Below are 18,293 nucleotides of genomic sequence, written 5' to 3'. Positions count from 1 at the left end.
GCTAAACTGTTACAGAAAGTTAAAGGTCCAGCGTATTTCGAGGTTCTGGTTACGGTAGATTTCCGGCACCTCGAAGGTAAAGGGACCAAAGGGGCCCGCGCGTTGCACGGCGTCGCGGCACAGTGCGCTGTAGAGCCGGTCCCGGTCGGGTTCGATGATCGTCACGGAAACCAGTTCGCCCTGCGGGTTGATCGCGCAGTCGATAACCGCGCGCACGGGCGACGTGCCCGAGTAGCGCGTGTATATCATTTCGTTCCACTGGCGTTCCACAAGCTGGCGCACGTGCTTGAGGTAGGGCGCGATTTCGTGCTGGATTGCGCTGAAGTTCGTCGCGCCCTGGCGCGCGCCGCCGCCCTGTTCCCGGGCGCGCCCGGGCGAGGGCCGCTGGGGCGGCGCAGGCATGGCCCGGGCCACTTGCATGGGCGGTTCGGGGGCGGGTTCCTCGGCCTCCGCCGGTTCGTCGATTTCCACCGTTTCGAGCGGAACATCCATCTCCTCCACGGGCGGTGTGGCGCGCTCCGGGGTTGGCTTTCGGGCCGGTGTTTCGGCCGGTTCCGGCTCTTCCTCGGGCGGCGCCTGCTCCAGCGGGGGCTCCACCGGCGCGGGCGCGGGCTCCTCCGGCGGCGACGGCGGCGCGGGAAGCGCGTCGAAAGTGTCGGGCGCCAGCGCCGGGGCCGGCGCGGCATCGGGGCGCCGCGCCAGGGTCATCGTCTCGGCATTCGTTTCCGCAGTGCGATCGGTGGAGTCGGGCGGCTCCGGCGCCGGTACGGCCACGTCGACGAGCTGCCGGGATGGCGTCTGCTCCGGCTCGGGTTCGGGCTGCAGATTGACGATGATCGGCGCGGATTCCGGAGGCGGCGGGGCGGGGCGGGGTGTGTAGGAATACTGAAGCACGCCAAAGCCCGCCGCGTGCAGGAGCACGGACAGGAAGACCGCGATCATCATTCGATTCTGGTACGTCATGGACATGGCTGCCGGTTCCGCCGCCAGTATAGCAAAGAGGGGCAACCCGGCGACATCGCCAGCGCGAGGCCCGCGCGGGGACAGGTCTCCATTCGACCGAGGCGGGCATTCCGCTGGCTGCGTATGCTAGTCTGCTTTTGACTGAATCGCTTTCATGAAGGAGTACATCATGTCTATTCACCCGCCCCTCCGCCTTATGGCCGCGTTGTGCATTGCGGTCTCCACCGCCGCGTCTCCAGCGTTTTCCGCCTCCCCCGAGGCGCCGCTCTGGACGCCCGCCGCCGACGAAGTCTACCTCCAGGAATCCGCCGAGAAGATATTCACGGACGCCCCCGTCACCGCGCTGGCGCTGCATGAGGATGTCCTCTATGCCGTCGCCGCGGACGCGCTCCACACCCTGAGGGCCGGCAGCCTGGCGACCGTGCTAAACGCTCCCAAACCGGTGCGCGGCGTGTGGGGGCTTGGCGATCGCCTCTTCGTCGCCGCGGACGACGGCCTGCACGAGTTGCGCGGCAACCAGTGGGTACGCCTCGGCGATGTGCGCGCCGTCGACGCCACGCTACACCTTGGCAACATCCACTTCGCCTCGGCCGACGCCATCTACCGCCTCGAAGAGAACACGCTGGTCGATATCAAGCCCGACACGGGCTATCTCTCGACCGACGCCACGCTGATCATGGAAGACGGAACGCAAGTCATCTCGGATCCCATTCAGATCGGCACGATCCAGCGTATCGCGTCGTACAGCGGCACGCTCTACGTGCTGCGGAAGGGCGAACTCGCCCTGCTGGACGGGCCTGTGTTCTGGCGCAATCCGATCGACTGGGGCACGCTGCCCTCTTCGGAAACCCGGGACATGCTGAGTTTCGGCAGCCGCCTCTTTGTAACCACCGATCGCGGGCTCGCGGTGCTCCGGGGCATGGCCATGACCGTGCTCACGGGCGAGGACGGCCTCCCGTCGAACAACACCACCTGCGCCGCGCCCGGGTTCGCGAAGGACCTCTGGATCGGAACCACCACCGGCGCCATACGCCACGTGGACGGGGAATTCCAGTACTTCGGTGCGGATCACTGGCTCCCGGGCGACCACGTGAACGACATCGTCGCCGGGGACCACGTCGTGTGCATTGCCACGAACGCCGGCCTGGGCATTATCCGCTACGAGCCGTATACGATGCTGAAAAAAGCCGACTACTACGAGCGCCAGCTCGATGAGTGGGGATTCAAGCGGCTCGGCTTCGTCCAGCGCCTCTACTACGCCGGAAAAGACCTCGGCTGGCTCCGCGAAGTGAGCGACAACGACGGCGGCCACACCGCCCACTACCTCGCCGCCATGAGCTACAAGTACGCGGTCACCGGCGATAAGGCCGCGCGCGATGCCGCCGTGGACGCCGCCGAAGCGATGATGTGGTTGGAGCAGATCACGCCGAAGGAAGGTTTCTTCGCCCGGGCGATCTGGGTCGAGGGCGTTGATGAGGGGCAACGCGCCGAGCGCGGCTCCGGCGGACTGCCCGCGAAGTGGTATGCGACCGAAGACGGCAAGTGGAGCTGGAAGGGCGACACGTCGAGCGACGAGGTCAACGCGCACTACTACGCCGTCGCCCTTTTCCATGACTTGGCTGCGAAGGGCGCTGAGAAGGAGCGTGCGAAGGCGCACCTGGCCCGCATTACGAACCATATCATCGGCGAGGGCTGGCTCCTGCGCGACATGGACGGCAAGCCGACGCGATGGGGCCGATGGGACCCGGACTACCTCCTGCGCCCCTACGGCTACTACGCGCGCGGGCTCAACGGCATGGAGGCCCAGGCCTACGCCATCACGGCGCACGCCCTGACCGGCGATCCCGCCTACGAGGCGGGCCTGCAGCAACTGCTCGACTGGAACTACCACAAGTATACGGTCCGCGAGAAGCTGACCTTCCCGCCCGATTACATCGTGCCGTGGGACGACGAGCTGGCCTTCCGCTGCTTTGACCCGCTCCTGCGATACACGAAAGACGAGTACCTCCGCTCGATCTACCTGCGTGCCATCGAGCGGCACTGGGAAGTCATGCGCATGCAGAAGGTGCCCTACTTCAACTTCATGTACGGCGGGCTCACAGGAAACGACTGCGAAGTCGATCAGGGCGTTGCGCACCTGCGCTCCTGGCCCCTCGATCCCGTAAGCCACAGTTACAAGAACTCCCACCGCGATGACCTCCACACGGAGGACGGGTACGTCAGTTACGCGAAGGGGACGCGCGGTCTCCTGCCCCGCGAGACCCAGGCCGCCTGGGGTAGCCGCTCCGCCATCCGCTACGACAGCAGCGGCGGCGGTCGCGGCGCCTACCCGGCCGTCGGCTGGCTTGAAGACTACTGGATGGGCCGGTATTACGGCATGATCCTGCCGCCCGAGGTCAAGGATCGGGACCTGGTGTCCGTGCCCGATGACTTCGGCCATCCCAAGGGCGCCCGGCCCTACGATGGCCCGCCCCGGCCGGAGATTATCCCGGGTCGCTAATTGCGTTTCCCGCCCGGTGGCGCGCTTCGGCGCGCCATCGGCGTTTCAGCGCATCGCCGCCTACCCGGGAGACCGCCCGCTCCGCTATACTTGCGCCAGGCCCGCAACACACCGCGTGGCCACGGGAGGAAGCAAGACGTGACGCGACGCGAACGGGTGATGGCGGCGCTGAATTTCCAGGAGACCGACCGGATTCCTCTCGATCTCGGCGGCATGGATTCTTCAGGAATCAGTTGTTTTGCGTATCCAGACCTGGTCGCCGCCCTGGGCCTGCCGCCACGTCGTCCCCGCGTCCACGACACCACGCAGATGCTCGCCCTGCCGGAACCCGATGTGCTCGACGCGCTCGATTGCGACGTCGCCACCGTGCGCCTCGACATCAACAACGTCTACCCGCAGGACGATCTGTGGCGCCCGTTCGACTTCAATGGGCGTCTGGACGCGCGGGTTCGGTGGCCCGAGCGCTTTACCGTGCGCGCGGACGGCGTTATCGCGCAGGGAGACCTGACGATGCCGCCCGCGGCCCATGTTTTCGAAGCGGCGCACGGCGGGCAGCCCGTATCGCTCAGCGGCGCCATTCCCCGGCCCGACATCGGCGCGGTGGCCGGGGCGCTGGATCGGGGCCGGCTCCGGAAGCCCGACCTGCTCGCGGTGAAGGAGCGCTGCCAGCGCGCGCGGGAATCCACCGACCGCGCCATTCTCTTCGGGGGCCTGGGCTGCCCCTTTGGCATCGGGAGCTACACCGGCATCGCGCAGTTTCCGCTCCTCTGCATGACCGAGCCCGAATTCGTCGCGGAACTGCACGAGACCGTCACGACCATCATCACCGAACAGACCGCGGAACTCCTCGACGCGGTGCATCCCTACATCGACCTCTACCACATCGCCTCGGACGACTGGGGCACGCAGTCGCACTGCATCGCCTCGCCCGAAACCTACCGGACGCTGTTCAAGCCCTACTACCGCCGGATCACCGATACCGTCCGCCGTCATGCGCCCGGCGTGAAGACCTTTATGCACTCCTGCGGCGCGATATACGATCTGATCGACGATTTCATTGAGAGCGGCTTCGACGTCCTCAATCCCGTGCAATGGCCCGCCGGTGATAGCGGCTACCGTGCCTGGAAGGACAAGGCCCGCGGGCGCATCGCGCTCTGGGGCGGGGGCGTGCAGACCCAGCGCACCCTCCCGCTCGGCTCCATGGAGGAGGTACAGCGGGAGGTCGCCGAAGTGGTGGAATACATGCGCCAGGACGGCGGCTTTGTTTTCGCGGCCATTCACAATATACTGGCGGAAATCCCGGGCGAGAAGGTCGTTGCGATGTATCGCGCGGCGGCCGGCCATCGCGCCTGACCGGCCCGCCGAAACCGCCACCGTTACCGGCACAGAGGGAGAACCCGACATGCACCTGAACCGACGCGCTTTCCTGCTTTCAACCGCGCTCGCCCTGCCGGCGGGCGTCGCCGCGCGGGCCCAATCCGGGGAAAGACTCCGCGCCTGCGTCATCGGCGACAGCAACCAGGGCGGCTACGGCCACGGTCTCCACCTCGCCTTTTCCAGGCGCGACAATATCGCCGTGGTCGGGCTGGCCGACCCCGATGAGGCGGGCCGTGCAAAACATGCCGAGGAATCCGGCGCCGAGCGCACCTATGCGGACTACCGCGAGATGCTCGAAAAAGAAAAGCCCGACCTCGTCGCCGTCGGCCCGCGCTGGACCATCCACCACCGGGACTACCTGCTCGCCTGTGCTGAAGCGGGCGCGCACGGTTTCATGGAGAAGCCCCTCTGCACCGATCTGGCGGAAGCCGACGAAATGATCGGCGCGATCGAGGCGCGAAACCTCAAGTGGTCCATCGCGTTCAACGTGCGCGGTTCGGCCATCCTCCAGCACGTAAAACAGGCCGTGGATGACGGGCTCATCGGCACGCTGATCGAGGCCCGCACCCGTGGGAAGGAAGATCGCCGCTCCGGCGGGGAGGACCTTATCGTACTCGGCAGCCACGTACTCGATCTCATGCGCTTCTTCATGGAGGCCGATCCCTTGCGCTGCGCCGCCTCGATCACCGCCGGCGGCGCCTCCGCGGGCCCGGGGGATGTGCGCGAAGCCACCGAACCGCTCGGCCCCATCCTCGGCGACACCATACACGCGATGTTCGCCTTCCCCGGCGGGCGCGCGGGGTACTTCGATTCCGCGCGACATCCCGAAGGCGCCGGCGGACGCTTTGGCATCGATCTGCACGGCAGCCGCGGAATCATTTCCATCCGGATCGGGTCCACCTTCGAAGCGCGCTGGCTCGACAGCCCCACGTGGGACGCCGCCGCTCCCGACGCCGCGTGGCTGCCGCTCCCCGGCGCCCCCGCGCCAGAAAACACGGGCGGGCACAACCGCTACCGCTACATCGTCGACGATCTGCTGGAGGCCATCGCGGCGGATCGCCGGCCGGAACTCAGCCTTCAGGACGGGCGCGCGGTGCAAGAGATGATTCAGGCGGTATTTGCATCCCATGTCGCCGGCGCGCAGATCCCCATGCCCCTCGAAAACCGTACTCACCCCCTTCGGAACTGGGCGTAACGCGGCGAATCGGCCGCGATCGCCCGAAGAAAAGGGCAGATCGGATCCCTCCGGTGACTCACCGCCGTGTGCCGATTCGCCCTCTGAACGCCCGCCCGGACGACGGCCCGTCAGGCCAAAAGGATAGCCACCATCAGGAGGCTGATGGCGCAGAGCAGCGGCAACAAGGCGTATTCCGATTCCAGCCACGCCGCGAGTCTGGACGCCGGTAAACGGGGCCAATCACGGATATGGCCCGACAAACGTTGCCGCATTGAGGCTGAACACGCTTGAGAACAGCGGCCCGCCTGCGCGAGCGCACGCAAAACGCCCCGGACCGCGAACGATATGGGGACGACCAGGTCCCCCTGGGGGACCTCGATGCGTGACAGCCGTTTGCGGACCGGAGACAGGCGCAGGAGCGCGGCGGCCAGCAGAGCGGCGCCCAGTATCGGCCACAGCCCCGTCCAGACATAGGTTGGCGTGAACTTGAGCCAGTCCTTTGAAACAATACCGGCGGGCTGCGCCCAAATCCAGTTTATGCCCGCTCCGGCGGTGAGGATGCCCCAGGTGGCCAGCATACTGAAGGGGAGGCGATCGGGCGAATCCGAGTTTTTCGGGCGAGCCAGGTAGAGGAAACGCGCCATCAAGAGCGTCGTGGTAATGCCGGTGAGGGGCAGGAGGGTGTCGAAAATACTCCCCCAGGCGGACTGGCCGAGCGCGGACTTCAGCCCTTGCTTAGCGACGAAGCCTGTCGTCAAGGGCAGGCCGGCAATGGACAGCGCGGCCAGGCCCAGGCCCGCGGTAATTGCGATGCGGCGCGCCGCCGAGCCAGCGGGAAAACCGACCACACCGCATCCCATGAACAGGGCCACCTTCGCTACCGCATGGTGCAGCACGAACCACAACAGGGCAGGCGCAAGTGCGATCCACAACCCCGGTTCCAGTAGCGCCGCGCCAGCGGCCGTCGTGACCAGCCCCATCTGGCTGACGCTGGAGTAGGCAAGAACCGCCTTTATGTTTGACTGCGTCGTCCCGAAGATCGCGGCCAGGAATGCCGTGCCGAGCCCCGCCACGATCATGGTTGGCCCGAGCAGTTCGAACCCGGCATCCCCGAAGGGCAGGACCCGAAGCATGCCGACGAGGCCCGTCTTAATCATCACACCGCTCAGCACGGCGCTTGCCGGCGTGGGCGCGGCCGGGTGGGCGAGGGGTAGCCAGAAATGCAGCGGCATAACACCGAGCTTGATGCCGAATCCGGTTAGGATGAGGAAGCCGACAAGCGTCTTATTGGGAGACTCGGCAACCCCGCGGCGAATATCTTCGAAGAGCAGCGACGCGCTATCGCGGACGGCAAACGCGATGCCCGCGAAAATAAGCATCTCGCCAAGAACGGTCAACGCCATATAAACGCGGCCTGCCCGGATGCTCGCCGGCTTCCGATCATGGATTATGAGCCCGTAGGCGGCAACGCTCATCATCGTGTACCAGGTGAGGTAGCTGCCCGCATCCAGCGCGGCAAGCAGGCCGAGATTACCGGCCATCGTGAGGCTGAAGAAGAACCAATAAAACCGTGAATCCGGCTGGCTTTTGAGATAGCCCCGACTGTAAATCCCGGCCGCAAACCAAATCGACGCGGTCAGCGCAAGGAGGGGGCGGCCGATGGCGTCCAATCCGAAATGGGCGCCCATGAGAAACCAGGGCGCCGGGGTGATCTCCCCCGGAGAAAGGAACGTCCAGCCAATACACGTCAACGGAATCGCGAGACTGACAAGCCAGGCGAACCGGCGCAGCGGCGAGATGGCCCAAACCAGCCCCACAAGAACCAGCAAAAACGACAGGACTTGCAGAAAAAGTAGGTCCATCATTCGTACTCCAGTTCCATCACGAAGTTGGCCCAGTCAAGCGGGCTCCACTCCATCCCCGCGAAAAGTCCCGCGGCGATCGCGAGCGCTGCGGTGATACACGGCGGGGCAAGCAGGCTCAGCGGACATTCGAAGCGGTGGGCGCCCCGATCTTCGTGCGAAGCATGCGCGAGCGGTTTCTCGAACCACGCGGTATAGAGTATCGGCAGAAAATAGGCCGCATTCAGGATGGCGCTGGTAATTAAGACGAGTATCACCCAATCCTGGCCAGCCGACAAGGCGCCTTGCGCCAGATACCACTTGGTGACAAACCCGGCGAAGGGCGGCATCCCGATCATCCCGAGGGCGGCGACCGTGAACGCCGTCATGGTCCAGGGCATGCGCCTGCCCACCCCGGCCATTTCCGAAACTTTGTGAATATGAAGGGTCTCGGCGAAATTGCCGGCCGCGAAAAACAGAGTGATCTTCATCAAGGCCTGATGAACGATGTGAACGATGCCGCCAACCGTCGCCACCGGGCCGAATATGGAGGCCCCGAGCGCGATATACGAGACCTGGCTCACGGTGGAAAACGCCAGCCGTCGCTTGAGGTCGTCTTGTGTCACGGCGCGCGCCGATCCGTAGATGATCGTAAAGCTCGCGATAATGGACAGCGGCGCAAGCAAGCCCAGCGTGTTCGCGGTCGATATGCCGTAAACATCGTATACGGTCCGGACGATACCGAAGCCTCCCGCCTTCACCACCGCAACGGCATGCAGCAGCGCGCTGACCGGGGCCGGCGCGACCATGGCCTGAGGCAACCAGCCATGGAGGGGAAACAGGGCGGCCTTGACGCCGAACCCGGCAATCAGCAACGCGAAAATCAGTTGAAGTTCCAGACGATGTGAATCAACATAGTCATTAAGAACGCCCCCTTCGTGGAATTCGACGGGCCCCACAATGCTTCGCAGCCATATGATTGCCAATAGAAGAACCGCGCCCGCGATGAAGGTGTACGCCAGATAGATTTTGCCCGCCTGTATCGCTTTTTCCGTACCACGATGGACGACAAGTGGATAGGTGGCCAGGGTCAACATTTCGTAGAAAACGAGAAACGTGAACAGATTGCCGGCAAAGGCCACCCCGGTCGTGGCGCAGACACACCAGGCGAAAAAGCCGAAAAACCGCGCTCGCCCCGGGGAGTGCTCCAGGTATCCAATAGCGTAGATGGTCGTAAGGAACCAGAGCACCGCGGACAAGGTCGCAAACAGGAATGCCAGCGCATCGGCCTCCAGCACGAAATCGAGTCCCGGCAACAAGCTCACGCGCAGCTCATAGGTTTCGCCCCGCGCGGCGCCAACGAGCATGACCAGGATAATTGCGACCTTGAAAACGGCCAGCGCCAGGTTGGTGAACGTTCGCGACCTGCCCCGGTGTTCTCCCAGGAGGAAAATCGCGGCCCCCCCCAGGAGGGAGCTCGCTATCGTCAAGACGAGTAACATGTGGAATGCCCTTGCCGGCTCGCCAGGCTAGATCGCGAGACCGGATTGCAGTAGTCGGAGAAAGTAACCGGGCGTGAAGCAAAGAAGGATCGAAACCGTCGAAAGCCCGAGCGGTACCCAGCGAAGCGCCGGGGAGAGTTCCGGTTCGGGCGCGCTATCCTCCGATTCACTTGTGAGCAACGTCGCGCCGACCATCTTGAAAACATAGATGGACGCCGCCAGACCGCCGGCCAACAGCACAATCGCGAAAATGATCTGGCCCTGCTCAAAACTGGCCGAAAGCAGCACAAACTTGCCGATAAAGCCGCCGCTGGGCGGCAGCCCCATCAAATTGACTCCGGCCAGCGCAAGGGCCAGGACAAGGACCGGCTCACGCCGGGCCAACCCTCCCCAGTCGCCGACGAGGTCGCTTCCGGCGCGTTTCATAAGGGCGCCCACCGCCAGGAATGCGCCCGCTTTGGCGAAGCCGTGAGACAGCAGTAGATACAGGCCCCCGAACAGCGCTTCGCCCGCCGGCCCCATCGCGTAGATGAAAAAGAAATACCCGACCTGCGCGACGCTGGAGTAGGCAAGTATCAGCTTGGCCCGGTTCTGGCGCAGGGCCTGCATCGAGCCCCAGATAACCGCAATTGCGCCCAGAGAGGCCAGGAGCAGAGCCGCCTTACCGTGCTCGTCCAGACCCGGGACGATAAGCGACCAGATGCGAAGCTGAATAAAGAAGGACGCCTTCAGCACCAGCCCCGAGAGCAGTGCGCTCACCGGGGCGGGGGCCGCGGAGTGCGCCTGTGGGAGCCAGAAATGAAGCGGGAATAGCGCCGTCTTGATCGCCAGAGCGGTCGTAATCAGCATCACCCCGGCCGTTGTGGGAACATCGTCCGCCGCCGCCGCCGCCGCCATGTCCCGCCAGTCCAGGACGCCATACTGCCCATAAAGAATCCCAATCCCGAGCAAATAAAGCATCGACGCAATCAGCGCCGCGAACAGGTAGCGCAGTGCGGCCCGGGTACCCGTGGCGTCGCCTGACAGGCCCACGAGCCCGACCGCGGAAAGCGTCAAGAGTTCAAGCGTAACATACCAATTGAACAAGTCCCCGGATACGAATACGGTATTAAGCGCGCTCCAGGTGATCAAGAAAAGGGGATAGAAATGGCCGCTTCCCCCCGGCGCGCCGTGACCGCCGCGAAAATAGGCGCCGGCATACAGCACGATTCCGAGCCCGACGGCCACGGACATCACCAGCATCAGCAGGCTCAGGCCGTCGACATAGAACTGAATTCCCAGGGGCGCCGGCCAGCCCGCTATCCGGTATTCAAAGGGGGCCGCGTCAATTTGTGACGCGATCAAGCACGCCAGCGCGAGAAGTTCGACAAGTCCCGTCCCCACGCCGAAGACCCTTGACCCTCGTTCGAACAGAATGCACCCCACGGCCGCCAGAAGCGGTGTGGCAAGAAGCGCGAGCAAAGAGACTTCAGTCATTGTTCCGGGCGCTTTCGTTCTCCATGGGCGCATGCGTCGGGCGCATGCGGCAGGTCGATCCCCTGCCTCCGCACAAGCGCCAGCGCGAGCGCGGTTGCGCTAACCGATACTACAATGCCGGTAAGCACCATGGCCTGCGGCACCGAATCCGTTTGCGCCGGCGGCTCCCGGAAGCCGAAGGCGACCAGGGTCAAGAATACTCCGACACTCATAACGTTCAGCCCGATTACCTTGCGGATAGGGTTTACCAGCGCGCTCACTCCCCAGAGCCCCAGGCCGAAAAGAATCACGCCCGTTACGGCATACAAGCCCGAATGGGTCATCCTTCCATTCCCTCCGATCGGCGGTTGCGCCGCCTTGTAACGGAGCGAAAGCCGCCACGATACATGCCGAACAGCATCACGCCAATGGACACGGTGCACGCCGCCTCAATCACCAGTATCAGCTCCTTCGCCCAGGCGCCGGGATATTCAAGGAAGTTTCGATCGCCCGCGGAAACCCACAGCCCCACTATCAGGAACGTCGCGATTCCCGCCGTAAGGAACACGCGCTCCGTGCGAGGAGAATACATATTCCAGACGTCGTGGCCGGAAAGCAACAACAGGACGAATACGGAAGCCAGCAAGGCCCCGGCCTGAAACGCCCCTCCCGGGGCGTGCCCGCCCACCCACAGCAGATAGCCGCCCACGGCGGCGATGGCGGACGCCAGCAGGCTCACGACGCCCCGTAATATCACGTCATCGAGCGGCAGCGCGCCCGGGCGCGGAGCGGCCGTTTCGCCCGTCACAACCGCGATCCCGAGCAGCGCGACCAGGAGAACAGCAACCTCCAGTAACGTGTCGAAGCTACGAAAGTTCAGCAAGACCGCGGTGACCGGATTGTCCACCCCGGCGCCGGATAGATGCTCGGCGATTTCCCGGGCGAGACCGCGGGGCGCGTGCGCGACTTCGGCCGCTGAAGCGATCAGCAATCCAAGCAATGGCAGTATGCAGATGAGCGCCAGCGCCGGCCATTTCGCATCTACTTCCTCATCGCGCATCCGTCAGTTCCCTCCGGCTTCGTTCCGCCGCGCGGGTCGATCAAGGAAGCTGATGGTGGAAAGCAGGAGGGCCCCGGTGAGCCCAGAGCCGATACAGACTTCGACCAGGGCGATGTCGGGCGCGTCCAGCCGGGCCCAGGAGAACGCCATCAGCAGCCCGAACGACATAAACAGCACGACACAGCGGGTGAGGTTCCTGCAAAGCATTGAGGCGCAGGCCAGCACGATTAATCCGCCTGCAAGCATAAGATCCGAAATCAACTGGAGTGTAGTCACTTCGGTCTTCTCCGTAGGTTGTTCTCTTCTATGGCCTTCTGCGCGATCAGATTGCACGAGGTCGCGCTCGAGACAATCAGCAAAACCCAGATCAGAAGCAGTTTCAGGCCGAGCGAAAGCGATCCGGCCTCCATCGCCACCCCCGCAAGCACAAACGCCAGACCGAGATTGTCCGCCTTGGCCGAGGCATGGATCCGCAGAAACACGTCGGGAAGGCGCATCATCCCGACGCTGCCGGCCAGGAAGAAGAAAGAGCCCACCGCGCACAGCGAAATGGAAACCCATTCAGCCGCGCTCACGTGCCGTCCCCGCCGTTGTGTCTTCTGTCGTACCGCAGGAAAGCGAGCGTCGCCGGGACCCCGAGAACCGCGAGAACCAACGCGATATCCACGAGGGCCGGAACACCCCACATGATTCCAATAAGCGGGAGTAACGCGATTCCAATAGTCGAAGTGAACTGTACCCCCAGGAGACTATCGGCGACCGTCGGGCCGAGCGCGATCCGGGTGAGACCAAGCCCCAGGCTTATCAGCAAAACCAATACAATTAACAGACTTGCCGATTGCACTACGCGGAGTACTCCCCATGTTGGCCCTCGTCGCGGAAAAGCGCCGCTACCTGCCGTTCAAGTTGGCGGAGGTTCGCCTGGTTCGGCTCCCGCACATCGATGGTATGGACATGTAGCCGGTCCCCCTCAAACATTACGCTGAGCGTGCCCGGTATCAGACTGACCGTGTTGGCAAAAAAAACGCGGGCTTCCGCCTGCTCCAAAGCAGTCTCATGGACAAAGAAACCAGGAGCCACACGAACTCGCGGCGACATTACGCGAACGGCAATGTCCACGCCGGAAAGCAGGGACTTCCACACAAAGTACGGCAGAAAGCGAGCCAGGGGGATTGGCGCGGGAAGCGCAACCCTGCCGGCTCGCGTACGGGCATAAAGATACCCCGCCAGGCCCGCCGTCGGGAGGCCAACCACTAGAGACCCCGCGTTCCACTCCGTGAGAACCATCCAGACCGTCCCCCAGACAAGAAACCCGAGGGCGAAGGATAGAAAGCTCACCGAGTTCCCGCCACCGGAAACCGGAGGGACGGCATTGCTATTCATGGCAACGATTCATTGGCGCTACCCATTCTTCTGACTCCGAAACGCCACGCTTCGTCGCGGCCGTCACAAGCGACCGCAACGGCGGGAACAACGTGCAACACCAAGAGGGGTCATATCGGATTGGCGTCTTGCCGCCCGGGCCATCAAGCGTTGGGGCCAGGATCCACAACGGGCCATCATCGTAAGGAGCACTGGAACCGAACAAGAGGCGCTAACATCGCCTAATGCGACCCTGTTCCCAACCCGAAAGTTTCAGGTATGACGGATGGGGACGCCAAACACGGCCTGTGGCGCAACCGGCCTCCCCCAGCGGCCCATGAGACGGCCATGCCGGCTCTCCAGAACAATTCACATGCGCCACAGCGGACGCTCTCGACGGTATCAGACCCTCGAATCCAGTGTCAAACTCTCGCTGCTTCACGGGCCTGCCGATTCGCAAGCGGATTGCGCAAAGCGGCGCGCGAATCTTGCACAGGTCCGCATCCCGCGTCCGGCAGGGAGCGCCCGGAGACATTCCACAGCTCCGCCGGCACACGCGCCGTGTTGGCGTTGATGAAGCAGAAAAGCCAATGGCTCGATAACGTAAGTCATTGGCTTAAGTTGACTCTAAATGGTCGGGGTGGTCAGATTCGAACTGACGGCCCCCTGCTCCCAAAGCAGGTGCGCTAACCGGACTGCGCTACACCCCGACCGGAACGCGAAGTATACCACAGGGCATTTCGCTATAACCAACGGCGCCATCCTCCTGCGGCGGATCTCCGGCGTTCAAGCTCCTCGGCTCCGCCGCGAAGGCTTGAGCGTGCGAGGCTGCCACGAAAACACACAGACGAGCGCGCAAAGAACGTGGCACAGCCGTCCCGGCTGTGTACCGGTTGCAAAGCAACCGGCTTTTCATCCGCAACAAGTGACGCCTCCCAGGGACTGCGGCGCCCCACCACCTCGGGTACGCGCAGCCCGAGCGGGTCAGAATGCGCGCTCAACGAAGCCGTAGTACGGACAACCGGCGCGGCTGTCCCGTCGCGGGCCAGGCAGCCGACGCACCAGCCGAAGAAGCGCCCCAGCCACCCCGTAATCCCGGGCGCCTGCTCCGAAAATACACAAACGGGACGCCTGTGCCACCTTCCTTCAAAGGTAATCTCTGGAACCAAGGTGAAGCGCGCAAAGAACGTGGCACAGCCGTCCCGGCTGTGTACCGGTTGCAAAGCAACCGGCTTTTCATCCTTAACGAGCGATGCGATGCATCATGAAAGACTGTACCGGGGAATTCGGGCGATTGTTGCGCGCCTGGGGAGCGCCCGCGTATGGTGTCGCGCGGGCGTTCGGCTGCGCGTCCAGCCTGAAAGGGGCATGGCGCGACGGTCGCAATGCGGTTCCGAGCGCGGCGCAGTCCGCATCGCCACTTCCGTTCGGCGGGGTGGCGCGGGATAGAATACTGGACACAAGGAGGTTCGGCCCCGATGCGGAATAACTCACCCAGGCGCGGCGATCGGGCGGCGCTTGCGGGCGCGCTGGCGCTGTTTTTTATTTTCCTGGAGCTGCTCAAGGCCCACCGGGCGTCGCAGTGGAGCGGGATCCTGCCGCATGACGTAGCCGGCATCACCGTGGTCTTTCTGGCCTATGCCGCCGCCCTGGTGATCCTGTCCGCCGTTGCGAGCGTGTTGCTCCGCCGCGTCGGTTTGAGCCCCGGCGCGCTTAGGGCCGCCGCGCCGTCCCTCGCGGGCGTGATTGTCTGGGCGCTGCTGAGCATACACCGGGAGCACACACCCACGGCGGACGACGCCCTGGTGATCGGCGTGCTCGCGGGTGCGGGCGGCGCGGCCTGGCTGGGACCGCGCTCCGGGTGGTGGAGGTCGCGCCAGTTCGCGGGCTTTATGGCCCTGTGCTGGCTCGCGGCCAACGCGGCGCTCATCGCGGCGGGCGAATACTTCCTGTACGCCCCCGATCGCGCGCGCTGGGTGACCCTGATGCCGGCGGGCATGTTGCTCTCCGCCGCCGGCGTGCTTTCCGCCGCCGCCTGGATTCGCGGCGCGGGCGCCGCGTTCGCGGCGGGCTTGCTTCTAATCATGACCCCGCCGCTCGCCGCGTCGATCCTGCCCTACGCCCCGCACCGGCCCGCGGACGAGGAACGCCCCAACCTGGTCTTCGTCATAGCGGATACGCTCCGGGCGGACTACTGCGGCGCCTATGGCGGTCCCGTGCCCACGCCCGCGCTCGAACGCCTGGCCGCCCGCGGCATGCGCTTCGACCAGCACTATGCCCTCGCGCCCTGGACCCTGCCGTCCATGACGGGCCTCTTCTCCTCGCAGTATCCAAAAACCCTCACGCCCAACGCGGGTCACGGTCAGTGGTCGCTGGAGATGAACCAGTACGAGGTGGATGCTTCGTTTCCGGCGCTGGCGGAACAGCTTTCCGCCGCCGGTTACGCGACCGGCGCCTTCACCGCCAATGCGTTCCTCCCGAGCATCCCCGGCATGATGGCGGGAATCCAGGCGCACGCCAGCTCCCACCCGATCCTGCTGGCGGAAGAGGGCTACCTGCGCCAGACCCCGCTGCTGGGCGCACTCGTTCGCGCCTGGCTGCCCGCCCTCGCCGATATTCGCCCGCACAACACCACCATCGCACTCGACCGCTACGCGCAGGCCTTCATCCGGCGCCACCGCGATCAGCCGTTCTACCTCTGGGTGCACTATATCGATCCCCACGCGCCCTACGATCCGCCTGCCTGCCTGCGCCGCGTGCCCGAAGGCCCCTGGCCCTTTTTCCATCCCTATGCCGGCGGCGAGGAATGGGGCATCCCCATCCTCGGGCAAAACTTCGCCGTGGACGAGGAACACCGTGATTACGTGCGGTCGCTCTACGAGGGCGAAGTGACCTACGTGGACGCCTTTGTTGGGCGTCTGATGGATGCGCTGGAACGCGCCGGCGTGGGGGGGGAGACCTATGTCTGCTTCACCTCCGACCACGGCGAGGAACTCTGGGATCACGGGGCGTGGGGGCATGGCCAATCGCTCTACGAGGAACAGATCCGCGTCCCGCTCATCGTCGCGGGCCCCGGCGTCGCTACCGGTGTGGAGACGGCGCCCGTCTCCGCGATCCACCTGCTGCCCACCCTCGCCGAGCTCATGGGCGCGGACCCGTCGGCGGCGTGGCGCGGAACGAGCCTGGCCCCGGCGCTGCGCGGGGAGGCCGCGCTCCCGACCGACATACCGATCTTCGCCCTGGGCACGACCAACCGCGCCGATAACCCGAAGATCATGGTGCGCCAGGGCGACTACAAGCTCATCCGCACGCTGGGCGGCGAGGCGCTTGAACTTTACAACCTCGCGGACGACCCCGGGGAGACGCGGAATATCGCCGGCGATCAGCCCGACGCCGCCGATCGCCTCAACGCCATGCTGGACGCCTGGCTCGACAGTTTCCCCGCCTTTTTCGGCGGGGAGGACGGCGCCGCGCCGGAGTTCAACCGCGACCTCGAACAGGGCCTCGAAGGCATGGGCTACCTGTAGCCGTCCCGCGCGCCGGTTTACTTCCCGGCCCCCGCCCGACTACAATACCGGTTCGCTGCCGCCGCCGGGAACGCCTGCCCAATTCGACCGATTGAGTTGCCCGGCGCGCGCCTGTTCAATTACTTCCTGGAAGGAGTCCTTTTGTGTCCAAACGTGTCAAAGTAGGAATTATCGGCTGCGGCGCCATCGCCGAACGCCTCCACATCCCCGACTACGCCACCTGCGGCCAGGCCGACCTGGTGGCCTTCTGCGATGCGAGCCGCCCGCGCGCCGCGGCCATGGCCGAGCGCTTCGCGCCCGAGGCCCAGATCTACACCGACTACCGGGAGCTGCTGAAAAATCCGGAGGTCGAAGCCGTCTCCGTCTGTATGCCCAACAAATACCACGGCGAGTGCAGCATCATGGCCGCCCGCGCCGGCAAGCACGTCATGGTGGAAAAGCCCATGGCCATGAGCCTGGCCGAGGCGAAGAAAATGGTCGCCGAATCGAAAAAGGCCGGTAAGCTCCTCGTCGTGAACCAGAGCATGCGCAACTACCCCGCCCACAAGAAGGCGCGCGAGATCATCCAGAGCGGTTTTCTCGGCGAGGTGCTGCACGTGACCGGCATGTGCGGGCACGAGGGCCCGGAACACTGGGCGCCCGACGCGAAATGGTTCTTCAAGAAGAAGGACGCGCGCTTCGGAGCCATGGCCGACCTGGGCGTGCACAAGGCCGACGCCATCCGCTTTATCACCGGAAAGGAAGTGGAGGAGATCCGCGCCTTCTACGGCACCCTGGAGAAGAAGCGCACCGACGTGGAGGACAACTTCGTCTCCTCCTTCACCTTCAAGGATGGCGGCATGGGCACGCTGGCCGCCTCGTGGACCCTGCAGGGCGGCATGATGAACTACACCATCATCCACTGCACGAAGGGCACGCTCGAAGTGCTGCTTCACGCCGACAAGCCGCTCGTGGCGCGCATGACCAATCCCCGCTGCGAGATCGTGTTCGATCTGCCCCCCGCACCCATCCGTTATGAGGACTCGTGGGGCCTCGACATCGGCGGTTCCTTCGTGCGCGCCATCCTTGGCCAGGAAGAGCCCTTCTGCTCCGGCGAAGAGGGTCTCAAGAGCCTCGCCGTGATCCTGGCCGCCGAAAAGGCCGCGGATACGAAGCGCACCGTGAAAGTGGCGTACTGATCCGATCGCGCCGCCGAATTCGTCAAGATAAAACGTAACACGTTAGCCGTCTGAAGTAAGGCGTTCGCCGATACGAGATGCCTTACTTACACTGGATGTATTCGTCATTCCCGCGAAAGCGGGAATCCAGAAGTATTCGTCAATTCCGCGAAGGCGGGAATCCAGATGTATTCGTCATTCCCGCGAAAGCGGGAATCCAGATGTATTCGTCATTTCCGCGAAGGCGGGAATCCAAATGTATTTGTCATTCCCGCGAAAGCGGGAATCCAGAGGGATTGCGAGGTTAACGTTGCATGGTCTCTGGATCCCCACTTTCGTGGGGATGACGGTGCTCGATCACGGTTAGCCGCC

Annotated in this window: 15 protein-coding genes and 1 tRNA gene; 5 read left to right on the top strand and 11 right to left on the bottom strand. The window is 64.4% G+C overall.

All coding sequences use genetic code 11. From position 1 onward, the window contains the following. Window positions 1–9: 9 nt before the first annotated feature. Window positions 10–969, bottom strand: coding sequence for a cell envelope integrity protein TolA (locus KF886_03360; protein ID MBX3176374.1), 960 nt, complete (start codon window positions 967–969; stop codon window positions 10–12). A 205-nt stretch (window positions 970–1,174) separates the two neighbouring features. Here KF886_03360 and KF886_03355 point away from each other — a divergent pair, with 205 nt between their 5' ends. The 3 genes from KF886_03355 to KF886_03345 all read left to right on the top strand — a co-directional run bounded on the left by KF886_03355 (window position 1,175) and on the right by KF886_03345 (window position 6,035). Beyond that, entirely contained in the window at window positions 1,175–3,463 is a 2,289-nt protein-coding gene (locus tag KF886_03355) for a hypothetical protein (GenBank protein ID MBX3176373.1), read from the top strand. Window positions 3,464–3,601: 138 nt separating this feature from the next. Next, a complete protein-coding gene (locus KF886_03350) occupies window positions 3,602–4,816 on the top strand; it encodes a hypothetical protein (protein ID MBX3176372.1) in 1,215 nt (404 codons plus the stop codon). 49 nt (window positions 4,817–4,865) lie between these two features. Next, on the top strand, window positions 4,866–6,035 hold the full coding sequence (locus KF886_03345) for a Gfo/Idh/MocA family oxidoreductase (GenBank protein ID MBX3176371.1): 1,170 nt from the start codon (window positions 4,866–4,868) through the stop codon (window positions 6,033–6,035). Between the two features lie 110 nt (window positions 6,036–6,145). Here the strand turns inward: KF886_03345 and KF886_03340 are convergent, their stop codons facing one another. From KF886_03340 to KF886_03295, 10 genes are all read right to left on the bottom strand, one after another. Further along, window positions 6,146–7,882, bottom strand: coding sequence for an NADH dehydrogenase (locus KF886_03340; GenBank protein MBX3176370.1), 1,737 nt, complete (start codon window positions 7,880–7,882; stop codon window positions 6,146–6,148). Further along, window positions 7,879–9,360 carry a monovalent cation/H+ antiporter subunit D family protein gene (locus KF886_03335; protein ID MBX3176369.1) on the bottom strand — a complete coding sequence of 494 codons (1,482 nt, stop codon included), beginning with the start codon at window positions 9,358–9,360 and terminating at the stop codon, window positions 7,879–7,881. The genes KF886_03340 and KF886_03335 overlap by 4 nt, the downstream gene beginning before the upstream one ends. 27 nt (window positions 9,361–9,387) lie before the next feature. Continuing rightward, entirely contained in the window at window positions 9,388–10,836 is a 1,449-nt protein-coding gene (locus KF886_03330; GenBank protein MBX3176368.1) for an oxidoreductase, read from the bottom strand. Then, entirely contained in the window at window positions 10,833–11,159 is a 327-nt protein-coding gene (locus tag KF886_03325) for a cation:proton antiporter subunit C (GenBank protein MBX3176367.1), read from the bottom strand. Before KF886_03325 ends, KF886_03330 begins: the two co-directional genes overlap by 4 nt. After that, window positions 11,156–11,875, bottom strand: coding sequence for a sodium:proton antiporter (locus KF886_03320; GenBank protein MBX3176366.1), 720 nt, complete (start codon window positions 11,873–11,875; stop codon window positions 11,156–11,158). The genes KF886_03325 and KF886_03320 overlap by 4 nt, the downstream gene beginning before the upstream one ends. 3 nt (window positions 11,876–11,878) lie before the next feature. After that, a complete protein-coding gene (locus tag KF886_03315) occupies window positions 11,879–12,121 on the bottom strand; it encodes a DUF4040 domain-containing protein (protein MBX3176365.1) in 243 nt (80 codons plus the stop codon). Between the two features lie 26 nt (window positions 12,122–12,147). Beyond that, complete coding sequence (locus KF886_03310; GenBank protein MBX3176364.1) at window positions 12,148–12,375, bottom strand: monovalent cation/H(+) antiporter subunit G; 228 nt, start codon at window positions 12,373–12,375, stop codon at window positions 12,148–12,150. A gap of 71 nt (window positions 12,376–12,446) precedes the next feature. Further along, a complete protein-coding gene (locus KF886_03305) occupies window positions 12,447–12,719 on the bottom strand; it encodes a multiple resistance and pH regulation protein F (GenBank protein MBX3176363.1) in 273 nt (90 codons plus the stop codon). Continuing rightward, window positions 12,719–13,258 carry a Na+/H+ antiporter subunit E gene (locus KF886_03300; GenBank protein ID MBX3176362.1) on the bottom strand — a complete coding sequence of 180 codons (540 nt, stop codon included), beginning with the start codon at window positions 13,256–13,258 and terminating at the stop codon, window positions 12,719–12,721. Before KF886_03300 ends, KF886_03305 begins: the two co-directional genes overlap by 1 nt. A 611-nt stretch (window positions 13,259–13,869) precedes the next feature. Beyond that, a tRNA-Pro gene (locus tag KF886_03295) sits at window positions 13,870–13,947 on the bottom strand. 768 nt (window positions 13,948–14,715) lie between these two features. Between KF886_03295 and KF886_03290 the strand changes: the two genes are divergently transcribed. Next, a complete protein-coding gene (locus KF886_03290) occupies window positions 14,716–16,764 on the top strand; it encodes a sulfatase (protein ID MBX3176361.1) in 2,049 nt (682 codons plus the stop codon). 143 nt (window positions 16,765–16,907) lie between these two features. Then, window positions 16,908–17,942, top strand: a complete 1,035-nt coding sequence (locus KF886_03285) for a Gfo/Idh/MocA family oxidoreductase (GenBank protein ID MBX3176360.1) — start codon at window positions 16,908–16,910, stop codon at window positions 17,940–17,942. Window positions 17,943–18,293 lie beyond the last annotated feature (351 nt).

The sequence above is a fragment of the Candidatus Hydrogenedentota bacterium genome, assembly GCA_019637335.1.
In the GTDB taxonomy this organism is placed as follows: Bacteria; Hydrogenedentota; Hydrogenedentia; order Hydrogenedentales; family JAEUWI01; genus JAEUWI01.
This window is presented reverse-complemented; position numbering and strand designations above follow the sequence as displayed.